The 24,764-nt window shown below is 60.5% G+C and carries 25 protein-coding genes, 1 tRNA gene and 1 pseudogene; 7 read left to right on the forward strand and 20 right to left on the reverse strand.

Features of this window, described 5'->3' with window-relative positions; translation table 11 throughout:
• Nucleotides 1-3: 3 nt before the first annotated feature.
• The 18 genes and pseudogenes from vapC to D8U60_RS16015 all read right to left on the reverse strand — a co-directional run.
• Nucleotides 4-402: a tRNA(fMet)-specific endonuclease VapC gene (gene vapC / locus D8U60_RS15935; protein WP_016772140.1), complete on the reverse strand. Its 399-nt coding sequence runs from the start codon at nucleotides 400-402 to the stop codon at nucleotides 4-6.
• The gene (vapB, locus tag D8U60_RS15940) at nucleotides 402-632 is read right to left on the reverse strand and encodes a type II toxin-antitoxin system VapB family antitoxin (RefSeq protein WP_024011210.1); all 231 of its coding nucleotides are present in this window, start codon (nucleotides 630-632) and stop codon (nucleotides 402-404) included. The genes vapC and vapB overlap by 1 nt, the downstream gene beginning before the upstream one ends.
• A 165-nt stretch (nucleotides 633-797) precedes the next feature.
• Nucleotides 798-1,250 (reverse strand): hypothetical protein, encoded by a 453-nt coding sequence (locus D8U60_RS15945; protein ID WP_016772138.1) that lies wholly within the window; start codon nucleotides 1,248-1,250, stop codon nucleotides 798-800.
• Nucleotides 1,251-1,256: 6 nt separating this feature from the next.
• Complete coding sequence (locus D8U60_RS15950) at nucleotides 1,257-1,670, reverse strand: hypothetical protein (protein WP_130900470.1); 414 nt, start codon at nucleotides 1,668-1,670, stop codon at nucleotides 1,257-1,259.
• 29 nt (nucleotides 1,671-1,699) lie between these two features.
• Nucleotides 1,700-2,620, reverse strand: a complete 921-nt coding sequence (locus D8U60_RS15955) for an alpha/beta fold hydrolase (protein WP_240997366.1) — start codon at nucleotides 2,618-2,620, stop codon at nucleotides 1,700-1,702.
• Nucleotides 2,621-2,741: 121 nt separating this feature from the next.
• The gene (locus D8U60_RS15960; RefSeq protein ID WP_123444053.1) at nucleotides 2,742-3,800 is read right to left on the reverse strand and encodes a PDDEXK nuclease domain-containing protein; all 1,059 of its coding nucleotides are present in this window, start codon (nucleotides 3,798-3,800) and stop codon (nucleotides 2,742-2,744) included.
• A gap of 281 nt (nucleotides 3,801-4,081) precedes the next feature.
• Nucleotides 4,082-4,426 (reverse strand): hypothetical protein, encoded by a 345-nt coding sequence (locus tag D8U60_RS15965; protein WP_130900471.1) that lies wholly within the window; start codon nucleotides 4,424-4,426, stop codon nucleotides 4,082-4,084.
• 22 nt (nucleotides 4,427-4,448) lie between these two features.
• A complete protein-coding gene (locus D8U60_RS15970; RefSeq protein ID WP_130900472.1) occupies nucleotides 4,449-5,927 on the reverse strand; it encodes a PLP-dependent aminotransferase family protein in 1,479 nt (492 codons plus the stop codon).
• A 27-nt stretch (nucleotides 5,928-5,954) separates the two neighbouring features.
• Nucleotides 5,955-7,379 carry an L-lactate permease gene (locus D8U60_RS15975; protein ID WP_130900473.1) on the reverse strand — a complete coding sequence of 475 codons (1,425 nt, stop codon included), beginning with the start codon at nucleotides 7,377-7,379 and terminating at the stop codon, nucleotides 5,955-5,957.
• Between the two features lie 15 nt (nucleotides 7,380-7,394).
• On the reverse strand, nucleotides 7,395-8,009 hold the full coding sequence (locus tag D8U60_RS15980; RefSeq protein ID WP_130900474.1) for a glutathione S-transferase: 615 nt from the start codon (nucleotides 8,007-8,009) through the stop codon (nucleotides 7,395-7,397).
• A complete protein-coding gene (locus D8U60_RS15985; protein ID WP_130900475.1) occupies nucleotides 8,006-9,787 on the reverse strand; it encodes an FAD/NAD(P)-binding domain-containing protein in 1,782 nt (593 codons plus the stop codon). The genes D8U60_RS15980 and D8U60_RS15985 overlap by 4 nt, the downstream gene beginning before the upstream one ends.
• A complete protein-coding gene (gene sbnB / locus D8U60_RS27905; protein ID WP_241663542.1) occupies nucleotides 9,781-10,812 on the reverse strand; it encodes a 2,3-diaminopropionate biosynthesis protein SbnB in 1,032 nt (343 codons plus the stop codon). The genes D8U60_RS15985 and sbnB overlap by 7 nt, the downstream gene beginning before the upstream one ends.
• A 5-nt stretch (nucleotides 10,813-10,817) precedes the next feature.
• A complete protein-coding gene (gene sbnA, locus D8U60_RS27910) occupies nucleotides 10,818-11,792 on the reverse strand; it encodes a 2,3-diaminopropionate biosynthesis protein SbnA (RefSeq protein ID WP_241663543.1) in 975 nt (324 codons plus the stop codon).
• Nucleotides 11,793-12,196: 404 nt separating this feature from the next.
• Nucleotides 12,197-12,272, reverse strand: a tRNA-Phe gene (locus D8U60_RS15995).
• A gap of 91 nt (nucleotides 12,273-12,363) precedes the next feature.
• Nucleotides 12,364-12,636 (reverse strand): oxidative damage protection protein, encoded by a 273-nt coding sequence (locus D8U60_RS16000; RefSeq protein WP_016772129.1) that lies wholly within the window; start codon nucleotides 12,634-12,636, stop codon nucleotides 12,364-12,366.
• Nucleotides 12,633-13,700, reverse strand: a complete 1,068-nt coding sequence (mutY, locus tag D8U60_RS16005; protein WP_130900476.1) for an A/G-specific adenine glycosylase — start codon at nucleotides 13,698-13,700, stop codon at nucleotides 12,633-12,635. The genes D8U60_RS16000 and mutY overlap by 4 nt, the downstream gene beginning before the upstream one ends.
• Nucleotides 13,697-15,913 (reverse strand): AsmA family protein, encoded by a 2,217-nt coding sequence (locus D8U60_RS16010; RefSeq protein ID WP_130900477.1) that lies wholly within the window; start codon nucleotides 15,911-15,913, stop codon nucleotides 13,697-13,699. The genes mutY and D8U60_RS16010 overlap by 4 nt, the downstream gene beginning before the upstream one ends.
• Before the next feature lie 78 nt (nucleotides 15,914-15,991).
• A pseudogene (locus tag D8U60_RS16015) lies at nucleotides 15,992-16,185 on the reverse strand (acetyl-CoA sensor PanZ family protein); the annotation flags it as partial.
• A gap of 355 nt (nucleotides 16,186-16,540) precedes the next feature.
• Here D8U60_RS16015 and D8U60_RS16020 point away from each other — a divergent pair.
• From D8U60_RS16020 to D8U60_RS16050, 7 genes are all read left to right on the forward strand, one after another.
• On the forward strand, nucleotides 16,541-18,205 hold the full coding sequence (locus D8U60_RS16020) for an OFA family MFS transporter (RefSeq protein WP_024011221.1): 1,665 nt from the start codon (nucleotides 16,541-16,543) through the stop codon (nucleotides 18,203-18,205).
• A gap of 264 nt (nucleotides 18,206-18,469) precedes the next feature.
• Nucleotides 18,470-19,063, forward strand: coding sequence for an imidazoleglycerol-phosphate dehydratase HisB (gene hisB / locus D8U60_RS16025; RefSeq protein WP_016772125.1), 594 nt, complete (start codon nucleotides 18,470-18,472; stop codon nucleotides 19,061-19,063).
• Complete coding sequence (hisH, locus tag D8U60_RS16030) at nucleotides 19,063-19,701, forward strand: imidazole glycerol phosphate synthase subunit HisH (protein ID WP_016772124.1); 639 nt, start codon at nucleotides 19,063-19,065, stop codon at nucleotides 19,699-19,701. Before hisB ends, hisH begins: the two co-directional genes overlap by 1 nt.
• Entirely contained in the window at nucleotides 19,702-19,962 is a 261-nt protein-coding gene (locus tag D8U60_RS16035) for a DUF2164 domain-containing protein (RefSeq protein ID WP_016772123.1), read from the forward strand.
• A 103-nt stretch (nucleotides 19,963-20,065) separates the two neighbouring features.
• The gene (hisA, locus tag D8U60_RS16040) at nucleotides 20,066-20,806 is read left to right on the forward strand and encodes a 1-(5-phosphoribosyl)-5-[(5-phosphoribosylamino)methylideneamino]imidazole-4-carboxamide isomerase (protein ID WP_039756586.1); all 741 of its coding nucleotides are present in this window, start codon (nucleotides 20,066-20,068) and stop codon (nucleotides 20,804-20,806) included.
• A 107-nt stretch (nucleotides 20,807-20,913) separates the two neighbouring features.
• Nucleotides 20,914-21,684, forward strand: coding sequence for an imidazole glycerol phosphate synthase subunit HisF (gene hisF, locus D8U60_RS16045; protein WP_016772122.1), 771 nt, complete (start codon nucleotides 20,914-20,916; stop codon nucleotides 21,682-21,684).
• Nucleotides 21,685-21,757: 73 nt separating this feature from the next.
• Nucleotides 21,758-22,513, forward strand: a complete 756-nt coding sequence (locus tag D8U60_RS16050; protein ID WP_125925791.1) for an ABC transporter substrate-binding protein — start codon at nucleotides 21,758-21,760, stop codon at nucleotides 22,511-22,513.
• Here D8U60_RS16050 and D8U60_RS16055 read toward each other — a convergent pair.
• Nucleotides 22,494-23,870, reverse strand: coding sequence for a Vps62-related protein (locus D8U60_RS16055; protein WP_130900478.1), 1,377 nt, complete (start codon nucleotides 23,868-23,870; stop codon nucleotides 22,494-22,496). The genes D8U60_RS16050 and D8U60_RS16055 overlap by 20 nt on opposite strands.
• 117 nt (nucleotides 23,871-23,987) lie before the next feature.
• Nucleotides 23,988-24,764 (reverse strand): divergent polysaccharide deacetylase family protein, encoded by a 777-nt coding sequence (locus D8U60_RS16060; protein WP_130900479.1) that lies wholly within the window; start codon nucleotides 24,762-24,764, stop codon nucleotides 23,988-23,990.

Here is a 24,764-nt window from a genome sequence, read left to right on the forward strand (position 1 = left end):
AGGTTAAACCCAGTCCTCGATTCGCAAACCGGAAACGCGTTGAAACTCCCGTACGTTGTTCGTCACTACAATGAGTCCAAGTGAGCGTGCGTGGCCAGCGATCATTTGGTCGTATGGCCCGATCGGCGTTCCAGCCTTCGCGAGTTCAGATCGAACCATCCCGGCCTGTGCGGCTGCGTCGTTATCGAAAGGCAAGACATCCAGTCGCGCGACAAATCCTTCAACAATTGCCAGATTTTTCTCCGGGGCCGCCGACTTTTCAGCACCGTAAATAAGCTCCATAAGCGTGATAGCGCTGATGCACAACTGCCCGGAATGTCGATTGAAGGCTTCCCGGACAATTTGTGGTTTGTTCTTGATGGTGAAGATGCAGATATTTGTATCCAGCATGTACTTGATCATCAGAACGACTCGCGCTCCTGTTCAGTGGGTTGCTCACGGTTAGCCATGAAATCAGGGCTGACGCTGTCGCCATCAAACCAGCTATCCCAGCTTTCTCCAGCAGGCGTAATGACGCGTGTTCTGCCAATCGCGATGACTTCCACTCGTTTAACGTCGCCGGGCATCGCAACTGCCTTTGGCAGTCGGACTGCCTGACTTCTGTTGCTCATGAAAATTGTGGTCTGCTCCATATTCGGGCTCCTGGGTCTGTTCCTGTGATTAGCTCAGGATAGATCGTGCTGGGGATATGTCAATGGGATATACATCGTCACCGGACAAAGAGTAGCTAGGTCATCCAAACAAAAACGGCCGCTGTCAGGGATGACTAGCGGCCGTTTTTTGTTTCTGAGAAGGGCTTATTCGCTCTTGTCTTCCTGGGGCTCTACCGACTTGCCATAAGCATCCAGCGCCACGCCGAAATCCGTAATGAACTGCGGCTCGCTCAGCCAGGCCTGGGCCTGTTCGATGGTCATGCCGTCGGCCCACATGCGGTAGTCGATGAGCATATCGGCGGCCAGGTGGGTGGCGGCCATGCCTTCGTTGTCGGCGTTTTCCATGTCGAGCAGTTCAGGATGGTCGACGATGATGAAGGCCAGTTCGCGCAGCAGGGTCAGCAGCATTTCGTTGCGGCTGACCGCTTCGGCGTCGCGCATTTTACTGAACATCGCCAGGGTGTATTCCGGGATCGGCTCGGCGAGGTGGCCGAGATCTTCGTCCTGATCCAGCGGTTTGCGCCCGACCATGCGGATCTGCTTGGCTTTGGCCTTGGCGCGTTTGGCGCGTTTCTGTTGCTTGTTCAGGGATGCCATGGGAGCTCAGTTCTTCTGTTGGGTTTGTGCGGCGATCGCGTCGGATGCCGCTACATAGTCAGCCTGGAATGCCGGGGATTCGATCCACGCCAGTGCGCCAGCCTCGTCGGTTTCCTGCGACCACTGGCGATACTCGATCAGCGCGGCGAGGATGAAATCCATCGCGCCTTCTTCACCTTCCTGCTCATAGACCAGTTCCAGCAGCGGATCTTCAAGGAACGCGGTGCACATGGCTTGCTGGCTGATCTTCTCGGCGTCGATCATTTTCTTGAACAGCTCGGTCAGGTCCACCGATTCGAAATCGATGCGGTCGTCGTTCGGGTCGAGCTCGACCGGCGCTTCGGCACGCTTGGTGCGGTTCTGCTTGCCCTTGGCTTTGGCCCGGGTGGCGCGTTTTTGCTGCTTGTTGGCGGAGGCCATGATGTGTTCCGTCGTGCGTTGAGAGGGGCTCAGCTGCGTGGCACTTGTCGGCCGGGTGTATCGGCGGCCAGTGCGCCGGTCTGCAGCCAGGTCAGAGCAATGGGCCATAGTGTGGCTTGGTATGCGCTGCGAAAAAAGCCGAAATGTCCGACTTGTCGTTCGCCGATGTCCTGCGGCGCAATGCGCAGATGGGTTTTTGCCGCGTTGCTGAAGTAGCCGAGCAGGCGTTCGATCGCCGGGATCGTTCCGTAAGGATCATCGCTGAGGCTGATGGCGAGGGTCTGCGCGCGGACGCCATCGAAGGGCAGGGCGCCCGCCTTTTTCATCAGCACCCGACCGCTTGGACGATCCTCGAACCGTGCAGTGGGTGTGCTCCAGTCGCGGACTACGGCGGTTGGCGTGTCCTCCAGCCAACCTAGCCGTTTGCCGGGGAAATAGCCGCAGAGCAGCGTCATCAAAGGCATGACTACATGCCACTTGCCGAACATCCGCCAGCGCTGTTCAGGGGCGTAATCGCGCCAATAAGCGAACTGCGCACCGACGGTTACCAACCGTCGGATCACTTTGCCCGACTCCGCCAAGCCCGCCGCGCAACCACCGAAGCTGTGGCCAACCACATCGATTGGCTGACCGGGAAACTCCTGCTGCGCGCGTGTGAGCATCGCTTCGAAATCCAGCGCGCCCCAGTCGGTCCACGAGGCACGCAGCCCTTTGATCGATTCGCTGCGTGATTCGCCAATGCCCCGGTAATCGTAGGTCATCACATCGCAGCCATGGCTGAACAGGTAGGCCGCGAACCGTGAATAGTGCCGACAGCGCACCGAGGTGGCGGCGTTGATGATGACCACCGGGCGCTGAGGATCGGGCGAACTGTGGCGCCAGGTGAAGCCGCCGAGTGTGTAGCCGTCGACTGCGGTTTCCTTGAAGGGCGTAGCGTTAGTTACAGTCAAAGCTGCTTGGCTCAACTCTGGATCGCCCACATCGGATGTCTGCTGACAGCTCATGGTGCTTGACCTCGGCGGTTAGGTGCCAACCATAGTCGCCGCGCTGATCAAGAACAATCCGGCCGGTTCATTCACTGGATTGAATGAGCATGCGTTCTTCGATCAACGCCTGTTCGCGGTTGAGTTCAGCACGTAACTCTTCTTCGCTCGGCAGTATCGTCTTGTAGCTGCTGGCGAACAGTTGCTCATTGCCTTTGAGCATGGAATAGCGCGCCACCGAGTCATTGCTTTCCGCGCTGAGAATGATACCTACGGTTGGCTTGTCACCTTCGCTGCGCTTGAGCTCGTCGTACATGCGCACATACATGTCCATCTGCCCGACATCGCGGGCGCTGAGCTTGCCGCGTTTCAGGTCGATGATCACGAAGCACTTGAGCAGGTAGTTGTAGAACACCAGATCGATATAGAGGTCGACGCCGTCAGTGCTGATGCGTTGTTGGCGGGCGACAAAGGAAAAGCCTTTGCCAAGTTCAAGCAGAAAACTTTGCAAGTGATCGATGAGGGCTTGTTCGAGTCCGCTTTCCCTGACTTTGCCTGCCGAGGGCAGGCCGAGGAATTCGAGCATGACCGGATCGCGAATGAATTCCCGCGGATTGCATTTCATCGCGTCGATGTTGGTCGTGGCTTCCTCGACCACCTCGGCTTTGTCCGGACTCATCAGCAGGCGCTCGTAGTAGAGCGTCAGGATCTGACGATCAAGGGCGCGGCTTGACCAGTTGAGGTCGGCGCATTCGTTCATGTACCACAGGCGCGCTTTCTCGCTTTCGACCCGCAGTAGCCGGCGGTAGTGGGTCCAGCTCAATTCGGAACGCACTGCGTTCCAAATTGGAAAAGACTGATAAAAGCTACGCATATATCGCAGATTGCGCTCATCAAATCCCTTCCCGAATTGCCCCGTTAGATCCTTCGCCAGCAGCGCGAGCAACTGCTGGCCATAACCGGCACGCTGAGCGCCTTTCTGTTCGAAATCGACGATATGCCGGCCGATTTGCCAACAGGTCTGCACCTGGATCGTATCGACCGCGCGCAGCACTTTTTGCCGCGCCTGGCGAATCAGTTCGCCCAGTTCGCCCAGCAGTGAATCGATTTTATGGTCTTGCGTATCAGCAGGTTTGAGCTGGCTCATCGGGTCTTCCGCATTCTGGAAACAGAGACGCAAGCATGCCGGGGAAGGCGGCGCAGGTATGTCGGGCGAACCTGCGAGTTCGGAAGGAAGGGCGGGACAGGCGTTGCAGGACATTGCCACCGGAAGGCGCGTAACAGGGTAAATGTCCGTAGTCCATTTCGTACTTTTTGCCCAGTCAATCGCCGCAGAGTTGGCGGCGCTGCGGTGAGCGATCTGGTGTTGCGCTGGAATGAAAGGAACAGGCAGGTAAGAGGCTGCTTCAAAAAAGCGCCCCAGTTGCATCATCGCGAGCGCTTGCCCTTCGGCCTCTGCTCACGCATCCGCCCTTTGCGATAAATCCACAGCCCGAACACACCGATGGCCAACATGAACGCGGTCCAGAAGCTCTGCCAGACGAACTCGAACCAGTATCGCCGAGGTTGCAGTGCCAAGGTGTAGGTGCTGCGCGGTCCGCGATTGTTGGTGGTGATGGAACCGCTGACCCAGCTCTCGATAAGCATGTAGATCGACAGACACACGGCAAAGGCGATCAGCACTCCCGCGAGCACCGTCAGCCAGAATGTCCAGCGGCTCGGGCGATACGGCGGAGGATGCGGCAAGCGAATACGGGTTCTTTTCTGATTCATAAGCGAGGCTCGCGTGAGCCGGTCAGAAAACTGCCGGCTCTTGCAATTGTTCAGTCGGCATCTGCCGCAGGCTCGTCGGGCGTGCGGCAAGGTGGGCGCATTCAGCGATCACCTTGAGAATGCCGATCACCGCCGGCGTCAGCGCAGTGCCGAGGCAAATGCGCACGCCTGTGGAAGCCTGGCCGTCGGCGAAAAAGATGCCGCTGCCAGCCACGTGGCAACCACGCTCCGTGGCCAATTGCTGCAGCGTCGGCATGTCGGTGTGTGCCGGCATTTCGATCCAGTGGATGAAGCCGCCGCGCGGTGGGACGTAGAGAGTGCCGGTCGGGAAATCCGTGCGCACCAGCGCTTCGACAAAACTCGCCAGCGAGGACAGTTGCGATCTCAATCTGGCGCAGTGTTCGTCCATGTAGCCACGGCCGATAAATTCATTGAGGACGTTTTGCGCAAGGCTGGAAACGGCCAGGTTGCGCGAAAACATCTGCGCGAGGATGGCATTGCGGTATTTGCCGGCCAGACACCAGCCGACGCGATAACCCGGCGCGATGGTTTTCGAAAAGGACGAGCAGTAAATCGTCTGGCCGCTGCTGTCGTAGCTCTTGAGGGCGCGCGGTCGATCAGCTTCGGGCACCAGGTCGAAGAAGATGTCGTCTTCGATGATCGGCACATCCGCTTCCCGGGCGATCCTTGAAAGTCGCGCGCGCGCTTCGTCGGGCATGATGAAGCCACGCGGATTCTGCAGCGTCGGGTTGAGAAAGATCACCGCGACCTTTTTTTGCTTCAGCGCTTCTTCCAGATGATCGACATCCAGGCCCGTGCGGCCGTGGGTGCGGATCGGCAAGGCGCGCATGCCCAGGCGTTCGATGGTCTGCAGAATGCCGTAATAGGTCGGGGTTTCGATGGCGACTGTAGCGCCTTTCGACGCGACGGCTTCGAGGGCCAGTTCCAGAGCGATGGTGTCGCCCGACGTCACCAGAATATCGTCCGGCCCGCAGACTACACCGCGGGTCAGCATCAGCCCGGCGATGCGCCGTCGCAGCGCCGGTAGGCCGGGTGGCGCGACCAGACCGCTCAGCGCGTTGTCAGTCCTGGCGGCCAGCACCGAGAGGCATTTGTTGAGCAACACGTTGGGCGTGAGATCGCTGTGCAGAACCGCCGAATTCAGCGATGCAGTGGTGCGCGACGCTGCTTCGGAGAGCATCGCGACCACCGCATGATTGACGTTGACGGTGACACTGGAGAAATCGAAAGCGCCGGACGGTTTTGCCCGCCCTGACGCCGAGACGAAGTAGCCGACGCGCGGCACCGTCGTCACGTAGGCGTCGGCCTCGAGATCGGCCAGCGCCCGCTGCACCGTGGTGATGCTGGTCTCGAACATCCGCGCCAGAACGCGGATTGACGGCAGTTTCGCTTCGGCCGCCAGGTCACCGCTGTCGATCTGGCGAATAATCCAGTCCTTGACTATCCGCCAGCGCTTGTCCGGCAAATCAAACCTGTCCATAAGTTCTCTGTGATGATTCGAAACAATTCACAGAAAGTAGAGCAAAACGATCCCCGTTGCAGCAACTATGACGATGTTCAGCGCCACCAGACCGAAGGCGAAGCGGATCAGGCTGTTTTCTTCCTGGCGGTTGGCACCGGCAAGTCCGGTGATCAATGACAGGATCGACAGCGAGCCAAGTGCGCCATGGCCGGCGGCGCTGTTGACCATTGCCGCCAGCCACGCCCCGTGTTCGCTGCTCAGCGCGGCAATGGACGGCATCACCAGCGTGTTGCCGCCGACGTTGGAACCGGTGACATAACCGGCAATCCCCGCCAGCAGGGCGATCGTCGGCGCCAGCGAAAGACCCGACATGGATTGCAATGCGCTTTGCGCCTCGACGAGGAATCCGGCGTTGACCATCACCTGGGAGAGCAGCAGGAACAGGAAGATTGTCGTGACCGGAAACTTCGCCCGGTTGAACAGCGCTTGCCACGGGAAGCCGCCGCCCGCGGTTTGCCTGAACGCCATCAGCACGGTCACGATCAGCAGCGCCAGCCCTGGAGACGCCAGCGGCTTCCATGAAACGTGTTCGCCCCTGACGACCCACAGGCCATCCCAGCCCGACAGCACGAACAGTCCGCGCGACGCCACAATCACTCCCAGCAAGGCCAGATAAGGCCATGCCGCGCTCGGCCAGCGCACCAGTTTTTTCCGTTGCGCCCAGGAGATGCCCAGGCCAACGCAAGCCACGGCCAGCCCGGCCAGCACACCGGAAACTTCCGGGCCGAGCCACAGGTTGACGCCAAATAGCGCGGCAACGAACAGGGCCGTCACGACAAGCAGCCCCAGCCACGCTGTGATCCTGCGGATGCCGGCCTGCCACAAGGCCAGCGACGCCAGGAAGAGGAACACCGGCGCGCTGATCAGCGCCGAATGGCTGCCGAGGGTTTGCGCCGGCAAATGCGCCAGCAAGGCACCGATCACCGTTGCCAGACCCAGTGTGCCCCACGGCATGATGACCATGCCGGCGAGGGCGATTTTCATCCCCGACTGGCGAGTGAAAAGCCCCATCAGCAGCGGCACCGTGGCGATCAGCGAAACGCCGAAGCCGGTCATCGCTTCCAGCAGCGGCGCCAGGCCCAGCACGATGAAAATCACCTGCGCCGGCGGTGTCCAGCCGAGTTCCTTGACCCACGCGCCGATGGCCTGTGGCGCGCCGCCGCGCTCGACCAGAATGACGAAGGCCAGCCCCGGGACGATGACGCACGCGGTGCTGAGAAACAGGATCGTGGTGTCTTGAAAAATCGCCGAGGAGATGGCCGCTGACACCGGCCCGGCAGCGCCCAGAGCCCACAGCACCAGCACCAGCACCACACCGGCCAGCGCCGCTTGTACTGGTGGACGCCGGAGGATCAGGATCAGCGCGATCACCAGCGCGATCGGTGACATTTGCAGGAAGAGAGAGCTCATAGCGGTTTCCTTGGCTTAATCGTGCGTCTGTCCGCTGTACTCGGTCGCCCGCATGGACGCGCGCTGGCAGAACGTCTGATACCACTCGCTCAGGCGTGCTTGCGCCGAGAAGTCCGAGAGTTGACGGAAAGCGATCCAGTCCAGCGCGGTCGCCAAGGCGATGTGGCCGACGGTGATCGGACCATTGAGGTCGACGTGCTCTTCGATGAAGCGATACGCCTCCTTGAGTTTGTACGCCTGACCCTCGGCGTACGCTGGATAGCGCAGGGCCTCGGGGCGCCGCTCGACTTCCCAGCGCAGCTTGATGCCGACGTCGCACATGCCCTGCGCCAATGCTTGCAGGCGTAGCGCCTTGTAGCGCTCGGGGCCGCTGGCCGGGATGAATTTACGGCCGTTGCTCAGGTCATCGAGGTATTCGCAAATCACGATGGAATCGAACAGTGCGCTGTCGTCGGGCAGCATCAGCACCGGCACTTTACCCAAGGGGTTGGCCTGGTAAATGGTCGCGTTCGGTGAAGTCGGGCTGGTCTCGTGATGTATCACCTCAAGGCTCGATGCGATGCCAAGTTCGTGAGCCAGCACCAACACCTTGCGGGCGTACGGCGAATGCGTCTGATAGTAGAGTTTCATGCGCGAGTTCCTGTCTCAAGGATGGCGGTGGCGACTCGATGGGCGTCCATGAACAGCCGCGAAGGTGCGCCCGCCGAGGTGACGTAGTGGTTGTAATAACAGGAGCCTTCAGCGAGCGGACCCAACACCCAGATGTCATGCACCGTTTCGCCGCTGTTCGACTTGGGGTTGGACGCCGCGTCGACATCGATGCCGTCGATGCCCGGCACATCGGTGCGCGGACGCACAAGGCCCAGGCGCGCGAGGTCGCGCACAGGTGCGCAGTCGCTGTGGGTGACGCCGCTGCTCTGGACGTAGCCGGCGACTCGCTTGAAGTGTTCGATAGCCGGGCGTGAGCCGGGCTTGAGGAAGGTCAGCAAACCGGCGTCACACAGCGCGAGCAGATCGGCGTGGCGCTCCTTCTGCGGGCCGGCGACCAGACGGTTGATCGCCTTGTGCCAGCGGCCATAGAACTGCCGATGCGAATCTTCGGTGAGCCCGTCGAAATCGACCGCCTCACGCAGCCGGTCCCGCAAGTCGCGCCAGACTTCGATGGCGGCTTTGATCGGCGACGCGCCGCGTCCCAGGTGTGCTTCATGCAAGTCGGCTTCGAGGGTGTCGTAAATCCATGCGTGATAGTTGTAAGGCGTGACGCTGTCGGGCAGTTTGTGGCTGATCAGCTCCAGCGGACTGATTGCGCCGGCAATCGCTTCGAACTCGCGCAGCAAGGCTTCACAAGCGGCCACACCTGCTGGGCCGGCAACGCTGACGGTTCTGAGCTGCTCAAGCAGCTGTTGTGGCGCTGAGGGTTTATGCAGGACGGCGACCGCAGCGGCACGCATCTCCAGCAGCATCAGCGGCAGAATGTCCCGTTCGAAATCCAGTCGGCGGTTGTGCGCGTTGACCCGCAACGACTCGATGCGCTCGCTCGTGAGCAGCACGGCGCTATGGCGGGGGCAGCCGATCAAGCCATTGGGACGCGTGCGAAACGGCAGCCCGTCCCGCGACTGAATGAAGATCACCGGCTCCTGACCCGACGGCTGGTAAGTGTGACTGCCATCGGCCATGGGTTTGTAGATCCCGCCTCTGCCAGCCGTCAGCGCCGCCAGGGTGTCCATGGCGCCCAGGCCCAACCCTTCGATCAACACCGTTTCGCCGGGCTCGACGGTGGTGAGGCTGCCCGGCAGCGGGTAAACGTTGTCGACCCGGTTCTGCCCCGCCAGGCGCGAGCGTCCGGTGTGGCCGACGGTCAGCACCAGACGATCCACCGTCACCGCAGCGCCGTCGGCGGTTAGCAGAAGGTATTGCTGGTTCTCGTTGCGCTCGACCGCCGTGACCTGATGCCGATGCAGATTGACCGTTACCCAGGCGGGTGCGGTCGCTAGGATCCGCGTGAAGGCGTCGGCCAGATAGGCGCCGAGCAGGTGCCGTGGCAGAAAATCCTCCGGCTCGACGTCGCGACCGTCGGCGGCGAGCAGGCCACTGTCGGGGTCAACCTTGACGCGCCGGGCTCTGCACCACGCGAGAAAGTCCGGCCCTGGTCGTTCCCGGGCGTCGGTCAGATCACCGAACGCTGCTGCGTCGGGAAATACTCCGAGCTGACCGGCGACGGTGTTGAGCAACAGATAGTCCGGTTGATCGGGCCAGTGCGCGCCGCTGCCGAGCACGTTGGGCTCGAAGATGTCGATGAACACCGGTTGTTGCGGGCGTTCCTCGGCGCGGCTCAACAGGCGCTCGAATACCGACAATCCGCGCGAACCGCAGCCGATCAGGCCGATGTGCACAGGCGCCTTCACCATCTGCGCTCCTCGCCAAAAAATGACGGGATGGCAATTGCCGTACCGGCCGCCACCGCAATGTCGTGGATCATCCGGCCAATCGCGAGATCGAGAATGCCCATGCCGAATGGCGAATAGATCAGCGGTTTGTCCTGGGCGACATGCAGGTCACCGCGAATCAGCTGCGCCACTGTGCCGGTGACAAAGTCGCGATGGCCGTATTGCTGCTCGGCCAGATGCGGTGAGGTATTGGCCTTCAGGCAATGGGTGATGTCGTCGAAGTGGTTGTAACTTTCCGCGATGATTTCAGCGCCGATATCCCGCAGCGAGATGTTCAGAACAATCTGCCCCGGGCGGAACGTGCCCTGGCCTTTTACGTACGGCTCGCCCGCGCTGGTGGCGAACACCACGATGTCGGCAGTCAGCGCTTCTTCGAGCGACAGCAGGCGTACATCCGGCAGGCCCAGTTGTTCACCAAATTCCGCGAGGGCTTGCGCCGATTCCGCGTTGAGATCGTGAATGCCCACGCTGTCGAAGGACCAGTCGTCGGCGACGAAAGTCTCGAGGATATTTCTTGAGATTACCCCGCCACCAATGATCGAAAGTGTCGCCGCGTGGCGGTTCTGGCCATTCAGCCACCAGGCACCCAAGACTGCCGAGGCTGCCGTGCGCACGGCACTGATCAGCGCACCTTCGAGCAGCGCGTAGGGGTAACCGGTCTCGGGATCGTTGAGAATCAGCACCGCAGATGCGCGCGGAATGCCCGACTTGATGTTGTCGGGATAACTGGCAATCCACTTGATTCCGGAGACGGATTGATCGCCCTCGCTGTCGACGATGGCCGCCGGCAGCGCAATGATCCGGTTCGCCGGTTGCGCAGGGAAACGCAGGAAATAACTGTCGGGGTTAACGGTTTCGTCACGCTCGTGGGTCAGGTAGGTCTGCGCCACCATGTCGATGGTTGCATGCCGCAGCCCGTTGAGGATGTCTTTGACGACAGCGCCGGGGATGACGTGGAACGGCTGGATCAGATTCTGTGTGGTCATGAGGATTACGCCGAGAGTGCCAGAGCGATTTCAGGGAAGAGGGGCTGCAGTGCGGTTGCGCCGATCCGCTGGGTGACCCAGTCGTCGGAATAGATGGTTTCGAGATAGCGCTCACCCATGTCGGGGGAGATCGCCACCACGATATCGTCGGGCCGGATATGCGGCGCCCACTGGCGGATGCCGGCGAGCACAGTGCCGGTGGAGCCGCCGAAGAGCAGGCCGTAGCGTTGCGCCAGCCAACGGCAGACCTTGATCGTCTGGTCCTCGGGAATCGACAGGAAGTCGTGAATGCCCGACGACTCGAATATCTCCGGCAGGCGGCTGGTGCCGAGCCCCGGAATATGGCGCGTGCCGCCCGGCAGGCCGAACGTCACCGAGCCGACGGTATCGACGGCAATGACTTTGGTCTGTGGATGATGTTCGGCGAAGTAGTTCTTGCAGCCCATTAGCGTGCCAGTGGTTCCCGCGCCGACGAACAGGTAATCCACGTGCGCAAATTTGCGCGCGATGGACCTGGCAGTCGCTTGATAGTGGGCGAGGGGGTTGGTCGGATTCTTGTACTGGTTGAGCCAGATGTAGTCGGCGTTGTCAGCGACCAGTTGTTCGATCAGGCGAATCCGCGAATTCAGGTAACCGCCGTTCTCGTCACGCTGATCGACCATGAGCATTTGCGCGCCAAGGGCTTGAATCAGCTTGCGGTTCGGCGCGGAAATATTCGGGTCGATTACGCAAACGAACTGGTAACCCTTGGCGGCGCAGACCATGGCCAGCGCAACGCCCAGATTGCCCGATGAGGATTCGATGAGGCGGGTCTTGTGGTTGATCAGTCCGCGGACTTCAAGATCAGTGATCAGCGCGTGCGCGGTCTTCAGCTTGATGGAGCCGGCGGGATTCAGTCCTTCGATTTTCAGCTGGATCGTTGCGCTGCAAAGATCGCCGATCTGCACATAACTGTTTTCATTGATGAGTTGCTTGATCATACGTCGTCCGTTTCGCTCTTTTGCCGGGCGCACGGGGGCGCCAGCATTCATCCTGGAATGTTTGAAAAGCACTGACTGCAGTTCGCCTGTGGGTTGGGTTCAGATTTTTTTGCTGGACAGGAAGTGACCTTGCGGGCGACGCCGATCGATTCAAAAAATCAGGGTTTTGCGCTCTGAGGGCTACAGGAGTCCAGAGTGTTGCGTGGCGCAAAGTAGAGCCAGTCATTGGCTCGCCAAGGCTTGCGCAAAGTATTGGCGAAACGCCATCTGCGCGGAGAGATACAGATTTCGGGTTTTTTCCAGTACAGCTGGAATCCGGGTGTATCGAAGGACGAAGAGAGGAGGGGGATCAAATCGCAGGCATAAAAAAACCCTGAATCTTGCGATTCAGGGTTTTCGGTATTTGGTGCCCAGAGACGGAATCGAACCGCCGACACGGGGATTTTCAATCCCCTGCTCTACCGACTGAGCTATCTGGGCAACGGGGCGCATTAAAAGGGTTTTTCGGATTTACGTCAACGACTTTTTGAAAATTTCTTAAATTAATTCCGTCGCTTACGAAATCTGCGGGTTATTCGGCTGGCGGCACGTAGCCTTCGGCCTTGGCGTATTCCTCGCCGGAGAAGTACTTGTCCATTTCGCCCTGCAGGTATTTGCGATCTTCGGCGTTCATCATGTTCAGGCGCTTTTCGTTGATCAGCAGGGTCTGGTGTTTCTGCCAGTCGGCCCAAGCCTTGGCCGAGACGTGGTCGAAAATGTCCTGGCCCTTGGCACCCGGGAAAGGGGCGCGCTCCAGCGCGGGCAGTTCTTCTTTGTACTTGCGGCACATTACGGTGCGGGTCATGACGATTCTCCTGCATTCAAGACGGCGGCCGCGCGTTCGAGCAAGGTCTTGACCGGGGCAGCAAGGCCCAGGCGCGGCGGGGTGGCGAGGTTATACCAGAGCCAGTCGGCCTCGGCCACGTGATGGCTGGCTTCCTGCACCTGGACCAGCCACGGTTCGATGGACAACTGGAAATGGCTGAAGGTGTGAATCAGGCTCGGCAGCGCCTGCTGCTGGCCCATGGTCAGCGAGTGCTGATCGGCCAGATGCTGCAGATCTTCCAGATCATCCAGTTCCGGCAGGCTCCACAAACCGCCCCACAGTCCCGTCGAAGGGCGGCGATAAAGCAGAATCGCACCTTCGCCGTTGGCCAGCATTGGCATCAGCGTGCGTTTCTGCGGGATGGCCTTGCGCGGCTTGGGAATCGGATAACGGGTTTCCAGTCCAAGCATGTGCGCTTCACAGCCACGCTTGAGCGGGCACAGCAGGCAGCTCGGCTTGCTGCGCGTGCAGAGTGTTGCGCCAAGATCCATCATCGCCTGGGTGTAGGCGTTGACCCGATCGTGCGGGGTGAAGCGCTCGGCGTTGGCCCAGAGTTGTTTGGCCACCTTCGGTTCGCCGGGGTAGCCCTCTTGCGCGGTGAAGCGCGCCAGTACGCGTTTGACGTTGCCGTCGAGGATTGGCGCGCGCAGGCCCATGCTGATGCTGGCGATCGCCCCGGCGGTGGACAGGCCGATGCCTGGCAGCTCGGTGAGTTTTTCCACGTCACGCGGGAATTCGCCAGCGTACTGGCTGACGACGATCTTCGCGGTCTTCTGCAGATTGCGTGCGCGAGTGTAGTAACCCAGCCCGGTCCACAGGTGCAGCACCTCGTCTTCCGGCGCTGCGGCCAGCGCTTGGACTGTTGGCAGCGCCGCCATGAAACGCTCGAAATAGTTGAGCACGGTGCTGACCTGAGTCTGCTGCAACATGATCTCGGACACCCAGACCCGGTACGGATTGATGTCCTGCTGCCACGGCAAGTCGTGGCGGCCATGGCGGTCGAACCACTCCAGCACCGCCGTGGAAAATTGCTCCGCTGTCATCGCTTGAACAGCCCCTTCAACGCGTCTTTCAATTCCGGGCTGACTTTGTCGCCCAGTTTTTCGTCGATTTTCTCGCTGAGCTTGTTGCCAGCCATCTTGCTGGCGACCTGACCGAGACGGTCATTGTCGACGCGGCAGGCCTTGGCGCCCAGTTCCAGCGGGCCACGGCAGCGCAGTGGCCACTCGATGCCGACGAACTTCTCGCCGACCTGACAGGCCGGGTCGGGCATGGCGCTGGTGTCCCCCTCGACGATGATGCCGACGCGGTAATCCATGCCGAGCACGCGCAGGTCGATGTCGCCGTCACCGTTGACGGTCATGCCGGGGATGCGCACTTTCAGGTCGGGGTTGCTGGCGACGCCGTTGCGCACGGTCAGGTTGCCCTTGAGCTCTTCGAACGGCGTGTCCTTGCCCCGTGGCTCGCCGCTGAGGGATTTGCGATTGAGGGTGGCGATGCCTTTGCACAATTGCTGTTCAAGGTTGGCGTTGAGCAGCACGCCGTTGTTGATGACGAAACTGGCGTTGCCGTTGAGCGTGTCGATCAGCGCCTGTTGGCTGTTGCCGCTGCCGGTGAGGCTGCTGGTCAGCGTTACCAGACCTTTGACCGGCGGATTCTTGCCCTGGCTTTCGATGATTTTTTCCGCCGGCACGCGGTTGAGCCGGGTCTGCAGGTTGAGCACCGGCGCGCTTGGGCGCACGTCGAGTGTGCCGTTGGCGACGAAGCCGCCGTTGTACAGATCACCGCTCAGGTTAGTCAGCGTCAGCAAGCCGCCCTGGCCGGTGGCTTTGAGCGCGGCGTTCTGGATCGGCAGTTTGTCGAGGGTCAGTTGGCCGAAAGTCAGATCGGCGTCCACGTCGAGTTTGGCCAGGCGTTCGACCGGCAGCAGACGCTCGGTGCTCCAGGCGGTTTTGCTCGGTTTGTCCGGCAGCGGCGTGGTGCCTGCGACGGCGCCGGCCTCGGTGCTGGCGACTTCGGCCTGACGCGTCTGCGTGGCGCTGTTGGCCTGGGCCGATTTCGGTGGCAGGTAACGGTCGACGTTGAACGTGTCGGCCTTGAGAATCGCGCGCAGCGATTGTTTGGCGAAGTCCTCGATGGCGATGCGGCCGCTGAAGCTGCTGTCATCGAGTTTCAGGTTGATGTTGTCGAACGACAGGCTGGTCGGAGTGGCAGCAACGCGGCTGACCAGTTCGACCTTGCTCAGGCTGCCTTCGCCCATCGCCGGCAGTGTCTGGCCGATGCTGTCGACGAATTTCGCCAGATCGAACTGGGCAATGGAAATGCCGCCGCTGATCTGTGGCGTCTTGTCGAGGTCGTTGGCTTTCAGCTCGCCCAAGGCGCGCAACTGGTTGGCGGAAATCTTGATGCCGGTCCATTCGGCGACGTTCGCTGCCTTGTCCAGCAACAACTGGCCCTGAGCGGAGAAGGTCATGGTCTTGCCTTGCAGCGGATCGCCAGCGAGTTCGCCGGTCAGCTTCAGGTCTTCGAACTTGTAACGCTGCAAGGCGCGCTCGAAGCGCAGCTCACCGTTAAGCTCGGTGCGCACGCGCAGCACCGGTTGGTTGGTGCCAAGGAACGCGGTGGCTTTCACCGGGATATTGGTCGAATCGTGTACCGGGCCGGTGCTCAACTGAATGCTTTCGGCGCTGAACTGCTTGCCGGTCAGCTCATCGGTGTATTCAACGCGGGCGTTGTTGACGGTCAGGCTGTCGATGTCGAGGCGGATCGGTTGCGCCGGTTTTTCCACGGCGACGGTCGGCTCGCTGGCGGTCGTGCCCGGTGTGGCGGGTGGCGTCGAGCCGGGTGCCACTGGCACCTTGCCGATGTCTTCCCAGTTGCCGTGGCCGTTCTTGTCGCGGTTCAGGCGCAGGTTGAGGCCTTCGACGCGCACGTCACTCATCTGTACTTCGCGGCGCAACAGCGGCAGCACGCGCACGGACAGGCCGAGCATCTGCAAGTCGGCAAACGGTTCGGCAGGTTTGGCCAGGGTGGCGACGCTGGCTTCGTGCAATTCCAGGCCGAGCCACGGGAACAGGCTCCAGCCGATATCGCCATTGAGCGTCAGCTCGATGTGGGCCTTGTCGCGGGCAATCTGGCGGATCTCGTCTTTATAGTCGTTGGGATCGAAGAGGTGGGTCAGGGCAAAGCCTGCCGCCACAATGATCAGCAACAGCCCGAGAAGTACCAGACCCAGGATTTTGCCGAACGCTTTCATGGGCGAGTCCTTGTAGTTAGTCGAATTGGTCATATGGCCGGGGAGTATAGCGCTGCCGGCACCCGGTTCGGTGTGGCGTCATCTGCCGAGGGTCGGCGGCGGCACCTGCAACTTCGCCACAGGGCCTGCGCTTGAGGATGCCCGGCGGGCGCCAGAGGGTGCAATCCGGCCCCCGCTTGCGACGCCATTTTTTGCGCTTGGTTCACCCGTCGTTCAGTCACGCCAAGGCGACGGGTAACTTTTCGCACGCATAAATGGGACAAGTAGCAAATGCACATATCGGTGTCAGGCACCTGAACAACATCCGGCATGGTAACCCCGTTGAAATGCCGTCTGTAGGAGCTGCGGAACGCTGCGATCTGTTGATTTTGGCATTTTCAAAAAGATCAAAAGATCGCAGCGTTCCGCAGCTCCTACAGGGGGCGAACACAGTTGACAGAAAAAAGGTGATATCAGTTTGGTTTTTCTGTCACCTGAGAATGGTAACCTTCGCCAGTTCGTCCGCCCGTCTGCGACTTAACGTCGCGCCTTCAAGGAGCTTCACCTAAAAAAACGGTCATGCCTGCGTGCATAAGGCCGAGGGTGAGCAGTGGCTGGCGAACCATACTAACAATTGGGGGATACACAATGAGCACGAGCATCACGGCGGACGGCCTCAGAGCCGACCAGCCTGCGTTCCTGTCCAAGGAACGCATCATCGCCAAGCCCGGTTTCAACCGCTGGCTGGTTCCACCGGCCGCTTTGGCCATTCACCTGTGCATCGGCATGGCCTACGGCTTCTCGGTGTTCTGGTTGCCGCTGTCCAAGGCGCTTGGCGTTACCGCGCCGGTGGCTTGCGCGCCGGACATGAGCTTCATCGCGCAGGTATTTTCGTCGAACTGCGACTGGCCGATCTCCATGCTCGGCTGGATCTACACGCTGTTCTTCATCTTCCTCGGCTGCTCGGCAGCGATCTGGGGTGGCTGGCTGGAACACGCCGGGCCTCGTAAAGCGGGCGTGGTCTCGGCCTTGTGCTGGTGCGGCGGTCTGCTGATTTCCGCGCTGGGTATCTATACCCACCAGATCTGGCTGATGTGGATCGGCTCCGGCGTGATCGGCGGTATCGGTCTGGGCCTGGGCTATATCTCGCCGGTGTCGACCCTGATCAAGTGGTTCCCGGACAAGCGCGGTATGGCGACCGGCATGGCGATCATGGGCTTCGGTGGCGGCGCGATGGTCGGTGCACCACTGGCGACTGCACTGATGAGCCACTTCGCATCGCCAGAAGGCGTGGGCGTATGGCAGAGCTTCGTGGCCATGGCGGCCATTTACTTCGTGTTCATGATCGGTGGCGCATTGTCCTACCGCGTGCCGCCAACCGGCTGGAAACCTGAAGGCTGGACCGCTCCGGCGAAGAAAGCTTCCAACGCCATGATCACCAACCGTCACGTCCACGTGAACGTAGCGTGGAAAACCCCGCAATTCCGTCTGGTCTGGCTGGTGCTGTGCCTGAACGTGTCGGCGGGTATCGGTATCCTCGGCATGGCTTCGCCACTGTTGCAGGAAGTGTTCGGCGGCAAACTGCTGGGCGTCGATGTACCGTTCGGTCAACTCGACGCTGGCCAACTGGCCTCGATCGCGGCGATCGCAGCGGGCTTCACTGGTCTGCTGAGCCTGTTCAACATCGGTGGCCGGTTCTTCTGGGCCTCGTTCTCCGACTACCTGGGCCGCAAGAACACCTACTTCGTGTTCTTCGCGCTGGGTTTTGCCCTGTACGCGCTGATTCCGAACATGGGCCATCTGGGCAACGTTGCGCTGTTCGTGGCGGCGTTCTGCATCATCCTGTCGATGTACGGCGGTGGTTTTGCCACCGTTCCGGCGTATCTGGCCGACCTGTTCGGTACACAGATGGTCGGTGCGATCCACGGTCGTCTGCTGACTGCCTGGGCCGCTGCCGGCGTGCTCGGTCCGGTGCTGGTCAACTACCTGCGTGAATATCAGTTGAGCATCGGCGTGGAACGCGCTGCCGCTTACGACATCACCCTGTACATCCTCGCCGGCCTGCTGGTGCTGGGCTTCCTGTGCAATCTGATGGTGCGCCCGGTGGCCGACAAGTACTTCATGACCGACGCCGAACTGGCCGCCGAACAGGCGCTGGGCCACGACAAGGGTGCCGATGCCAGCACCGTTCTGGAGTGGAAAGCGGCGCCGGGCACCAAGCCGCTGGCAATCGCTGCCTGGCTGGTTGTAGGTATTCCGTTGGCGTGGGGTGTGTGGGTGACCCTGCAGAAGACGGCGGTACTGTTTCACTAAGCATTGGTGCACCTGAGAGGTAGTGTCAGGTGCATTGGTTTCAAGCCGAAAAGATCGCAGCCTTCGGCAGCTCCTACAGTCAGTGTTCGCATGATGAAACTGTAGTCGCTCCCGGGGGCTGCGATCTTTTTGCTTGTATGGACATGTCTACCCGCGACAGCCGGGCGTTCTATCCGTCAGGCATCTCACCTCTCGTGTTTCTGTTTGCCTCCTGCGTGCCTATAATGGCTGCCTTTTTCGCCCAATGATTTTGCGGAGCTGGTGATGGCCGAACGTAAGGCGTCTGTCGAGCGCGACACTCTGGAAACCCAGATCAAAGCCTCGATCAACCTTGATGGCACCGGAAAGGCCCGATTCGATATCGGTGTTCCTTTTCTTGAGCACATGCTGGACCAGATCGCCCGTCACGGGTTGATCGACCTGGATATCGAATGCAAGGGCGATCTGCATATCGACGACCACCATACGGTGGAAGACGTCGGTATCACCCTCGGCCAGGCGTTTGCCAAAGCCATCGGCGACAAAAAAGGCATCCGTCGCTACGGCCATGCCTACGTGCCGCTCGATGAAGCGCTGTCGCGCGTGGTGATCGATTTCTCCGGTCGCCCGGGCCTGCAGATGCACGTGCCGTACACCCGCGCTACCGTCGGCGGTTTCGACGTTGACCTGTTCCAGGAGTTTTTCCAGGGCTTCGTCAACCACGCGCTGGTCAGCGTGCACATCGACAACCTGCGCGGCACCAACACCCACCACCAGATCGAAACCGTGTTCAAGGCTTTCGGCCGCGCGCTGCGCATGGCCGTCGAGCTGGACGAGCGCATGGCCGGGCAAATGCCGTCGACCAAAGGCGTTCTGTAATGCAGACGGTTGCAGTTATCGACTACGGCATGGGCAATCTGCACTCGGTGGCCAAAGCGCTCGAGCACGTCGGCGCCGGCAAGGTGCTGATCACCAGCGATGCGAACGTAATTCGTGAAGCCGACCGCGTGGTATTCCCGGGCGTTGGCGCGATTCGCGATTGCATGGCGGAGATCCGTCGCCTCGGCTTCGATTCGCTGGTCCGTGAGGTCAGCCAGGATCGGCCGTTCCTCGGCATCTGTGTCGGCATGCAAGCCCTGCTCGATACCAGCGAAGAGAACGCCGGCGTCGACTGCATCGGCCTGTTTCCGGGCGCGGTGAAATTCTTCGGCAAGGATCTGCACGAAGACGGCGAGCACCTGAAGGTCCCGCACATGGGCTGGAACGAGGTGAAGCAGAACATCAGTCACCCGTTGTGGCATGACATCCCGGATCTGGCGCGTTTCTACTTCGTGCACAGCTACTACATCGCCGCCGCCAATGCGCGGCAGGTGGTAGGCAGCGGTCATTACGGTGTCGATTTCGCCGCAGCGCTGGCCGACGGTTCGCGTTTCGCCGTGCAGTTCCACCCGGAGAAAAGCCATACCCACGGCCTGCAACTGCTGCAGAACTTCGCTGCGTGGGACGGTCGCTGGTAAATGGCTGTCAAGAAATCCAAACCGCCGATTCTGACCCTCACTCCCGAGCAGGAGAGCGAGGCCAGTCGCAAGATTCAGCGGTTCATGGAAGATCGTTTCGAATTGGACCTGGGTTCGTTCGAGGCGGCGGAAATTCTTGAGCTGTTTACCCGCGAGATTGCTCCGCACTATTACAACAGGGCGATTTTCGATGTGCAGACCCACCTCAAGGAACGGTTTGAAAGCATCGAAAGCGACCTGTGGGCGCTCGAAAAAAATTAAGAGCAGCGGCAAGCGTCAAGCTGCAAGCTGCAAGAGATAGACGCGCGTGCGCGCTCGCAGCTTATGGCTTGCAGCTTGCCGCTCTTTTGACGAAGGAAAAAGCATGCTGATTATTCCCGCTATCGATCTCAAAGACGGTGCCTGCGTACGTCTGCGCCAGGGCCGCATGGAAGATTCCACGGTGTTCTCCGATGACCCGGTGAGCATGGCTGCCAAGTGGGTGGAGGGCGGTTGCCGTCGTCTGCATCTGGTCGACCTCAACGGCGCGTTCGAAGGCCAGCCGGTCAACGGCGAAGTGGTCACCGCGATCGCCAAGCGCTACCCGACCCTGCCGATCCAGATCGGTGGCGGCATCCGTTCGCTGGAAACCATCGAGCATTACGTCAAGGCCGGCGTCAGCTACGTGATCATCGGCACCAAAGCCGTGAAAGATCCGGCGTTCGTTGCTGAAGCCTGCCGTGCGTTTCCGGGCAAGATCATTGTCGGTCTGGATGCGAAAGACGGTTTCGTCGCCACCGACGGCTGGGCTGAGATCAGCACCGTGCAGGTCATTGACCTGGCCAAGCAGTTCGAAGCCGACGGCGTGTCCTCGATCGTTTATACCGACATCGCCAAAGACGGCATGATGCAGGGCTGCAACGTACCGTTCACCGCTGCGCTGGCCGCTGCCACCAGGATTCCGGTGATCGCTTCCGGCGGCATCCATAACCTGGGTGACATCAAGTCGCTGCTCGACGCCAAGGCACCGGGCATCATCGGCGCGATCACGGGCCGCGCGATCTATGAGGGCACTTTGGATGTTGCAGAGGCTCAAGCTTTTTGTGATGGCTACGCGGCCAGATAAAAGCAGCTTCAAGTTGCAAGCTGCGAGCTGCAAGTTAGAAGCGCGACCGCAATCCGCCCTTTCTTGCAGCTTGAAGCTTGAAGCTTCTTAATCGGAGATTAAGTCTTATGGCATTGGCCAAACGCATCATCCCTTGCCTGGACGTGGACAACGGCCGGGTCGTCAAAGGTGTGAAGTTCGAGAACATCCGCGACGCCGGTGACCCGGTGGAAATCGCCCGTCGCTACGACGAGCAGGGCGCCGACGAGATTACCTTTCTCGACATCACCGCCAGCGTCGATGGTCGTGACACTACGCTGCATACCGTCGAGCGCATGGCCAGCCAGGTGTTCATTCCGCTGACCGTCGGCGGTGGCGTGCGTACCGTGCAGGACATCCGCAACCTGCTCAATGCCGGCGCGGACAAGGTGTCGATCAACACTGCTGCCGTGTTCAACCCGGAATTCGTAGGCGAAGCCGCGCAGCATTTCGGCTCGCAGTGCATCGTCGTCGCCATCGACGCTAAGAAAGTCTCCGGCCCCGGCGAAACCCCGCGCTGGGAAATCTTCACCCACGGCGGGCGCAAGCCGACCGGCCTCGACGCGGTCGAGTGGGCGAAGAAAATGGAAGGCCTCGGTGCTGGCGAAATCCTCCTGACCAGCATGGATCAGGACGGCATGAAAAACGGCTTCGACCTCGGCGTGACCCGCGCCATCAGCGACGCGCTGGGCATTCCGGTGATCGCTTCCGGTGGCGTCGGCAATTTGCAGCATCTGGCCGACGGCATTCTCGAAGGCCATGCCAGTGCGGTGCTGGCGGCAAGTATTTTCCACTTCGGCGAATACACCGTGCAGGAAGCCAAGGCCTACATGTCGCATCGCGGCATCGTCATGCGCTAAAGCGTACAGGCCAGTGGACAGCATGGCGCGCCCAAGGCACTCTTGGGCACGCCATGGATTCCGGTAGCCCGACATGATCAAACGCCTGCTTGTTGTTCTCGCCAGCGCCTCGTTGTTATTCATCAGCAATGCCCGGGCCGAAACCAGTCCCGACACCGATCTGGTGCTGCTCACCGAGAACTTCCCGCCGTACAACATGGCGAAGAATGGCAAGAATTTCGCCCAGGGCGACAACATCAACGGCATTGCCACGGACATCGTTCGCGAGATGTTCCAGCGCGCCGGCCTCACCTACAGCCTGACCCTGCGTTTCCCCTGGGAACGTGTCTACAAGCTCGCCCTGGAAAATCCCGGTTATGGGGCCTTCGTCATGGCGCGCCTGCCCGATCGCGAAAGACTGTTCAAATGGGTCGGCCCGATCGGCCCGGATGACTGGATTCTGCTGGCCAAGGCTGACAGCAAGATCACCCTCGACACCCTCAACGACGCGCGCAAATACAAGATCGGCGCCTACAAGGGGGATGCGATTGCCGAGACACTCACCAAGCAAGGCCTCAAACCGGTGGTGGTGCTGCGCGATCAGGACAACGCTAGAAAGCTGCTCAATGGCCAGATCGATCTGTGGGCCACGGGTGATCCTGCCGGCCGTTATCTGGCACGGCAGGATGGCGTGACCGGCCTGAAGACCGTGCTGCGCTTCAACAGCGCCGAGTTGTACCTGGCGCTGAACAAGGATGTTTCCGATGAGGTGGTCAACAAGCTTCAGACCGCGCTGGATCAGTTGCGCAAGGAAGGCGTGGTCGATGAAATCATGGCGCGCTATCTGTGACCACATCCACATCAGGCGATGGCAGCGCTTCTACGCTGGTGCTGTCGATGCCTGTTTCAGCGGGGATATCCGACGTCAGCGATGGGCACGAACTGACTGACTCGATGGATTGCGGCGGGTATTGCGTCAGCAGAACGCTGGAGTCGTCGGTATAGCCGAAATCGACCGCCACTTGAGTACCGTCTTCCCTCACCAGTTCGTAATGGCTTTGCATCTGATAGACCGCTACGGCTGATTGTTTTGGCACCATGGCAATCACGATCTGCGGTCGCAGCTCGTGCCAGCCGTTGGAAGACGCTTCAGTGTGGGTCAGGGCCTTCGGCAGGCAAGCCGAGAATCTGGTCATGCGGATGTCGCTCAAAGGCGCGGATGGCCAGGCTTTTACAATTTCCATCGCGGTGAAGCTATGGAACATCCGCATCGTCACGGCGCTCTGCGCGCGCGGCGCAGTCCATTTTCTCGCGCGGTATGTGTCTGCCTCATTGCGCTCATAACCGATGAGCACGTATTGGTCGGTCCTTTTGAGTGCGTAGTAAGGTGAGTTGCGAAACTGCTCACCGGGATGCGCATGGTCTCGCACCGCGAACCAGGGCAGGCGGGCAACATGTGTGACTGTGGCGGGTTCGCTTTCGGCTGGCTTGGCATAGCCACCGAGAACCGGAACCTGCGGTGGTTCGCTCAGTTGCACAGGGATCTGCATGCGCAACGCGTACGCCGATGAAGGTGCCGCAGGCTTGCTGTAGCCCTGAATGCCGGCGAATGTGCCCGCTGCAAACAGGATTTCGCCTGCTGCCGCAGTCGGCGGTTCGATGGCGTAGGCACTGAAACTCATTTTGGCGCCGCTACCTTTGTCATTCCAGATCAACTCGCCGAGGTTCGCCGCGACGACGAGGTCGACCCTGACGCAACGCACTGAGTTGAGCGAAGGTTTGCAATGATCGGTGGTGCAGACTTGTCCCAAGGCGACGTAACCGACAGGTGCCAAAGGGCGCCAGATCGACAGGCGCGCAACATTGGGCGCCCCGGTTTCTTTCCAGACCAGTTCAAAATCGATCGGACGCGCCAGTGCCTTGCCTCTGGCGTTTTCGACTCCTTTCAAATCCCTCTCGCAGACCACGGCCGCGACTACTTCGCCGTTGATATTGGCATCGCCGGGGATCAGCATATCGCCCAGCGGGAAATAGCCCGGCAGTGCATCCGGAGCGGGGGCAGGGCGCCAGAAGGTGGCGGGTTTCGCTTTCGAGCCGTTGCTGCTCCAGACCCGATTGAATTCCGTGGTGAAGTTGATCAGCAGGCTGTCCTGGATGATCGGTTCCATTTGCCGTGGCAGCGCTGCGATATTGTCTTCGATAGTCATGATGATTCCTGATAGTTGAAAGCGACGCGAGGGCGTCGCGACCTGTTGCAGGTCGCACTATCGGAAACGGGGACGGTTATCGGGTGGTAACTATGTATGTGCCAGCGTCACAGGGTTTTACCGGTAAACGCCATCCTTGCCATGCCCAGCCATGGCGCGGTTGCTGCGCACGCTGATCATCTGCCGGATATCGATCCAGTCGATGCCTTGCGCTTTGAGCTTGGGTAATTCGCGCTCCAGCACCGCCAGGGTCTGCGGATACGGGTGGCCGATCATCACCGCTGAGCCCTGTTTGTGCGCCAGGGTGATCGCGGTCTGCAACTGATTGGCAATGGCCGCTTCGGTGCGCTCATCATCGAGAAACACGTCTCTGGAAACGCTGGCCAGATCGATTTTCTGCGCCTGCTGCGCAGCGACCGTTTGAGCGCTGGTGCGGCTGTCGACGAAGAACTTGTGCCGACGCTGCAATTCGCCCATCAACCACGCCATGGCCGCAGGCTGCGCGGTCATGCGGCTGCCCATGTGATTGTTGATGCCGGCGGTGAACGGGACTTTTTCAAACGCGGCATTCAGGCGTTTCTGCAGCTCTTCGATGGGCAGTTCGGGGTGCCAGGCGTACGGCCCGGTGGCCGGATCCATGGGCATGTGCAGGATGACGATCTTGCCGGCGCGATGGGCTTCGCGGGCAAATTCGCTGGCGTGGGGGGTGTCGGGCATGATCGCCGCCGTGACCGGGCCGGGCAGGGCGAGCACGCGACGATCCCGGGGCAGGTTCTGCCCCAGGTCATCGATGATCAATGTCAGGTAGGCTTTGTGCGGCGAGGAGCTGGCGGGCTCTGCTTGGGCAAAACCCGCCAGACAGCACAACAGGACGCAGAGTGCGCGGAGCAACAT

The sequence above is a fragment of the Pseudomonas sp. Sample_11 genome (assembly GCF_004307505.1).
Classification (GTDB): Bacteria; Pseudomonadota; Gammaproteobacteria; order Pseudomonadales; family Pseudomonadaceae; genus Aquipseudomonas; species Aquipseudomonas atacamensis.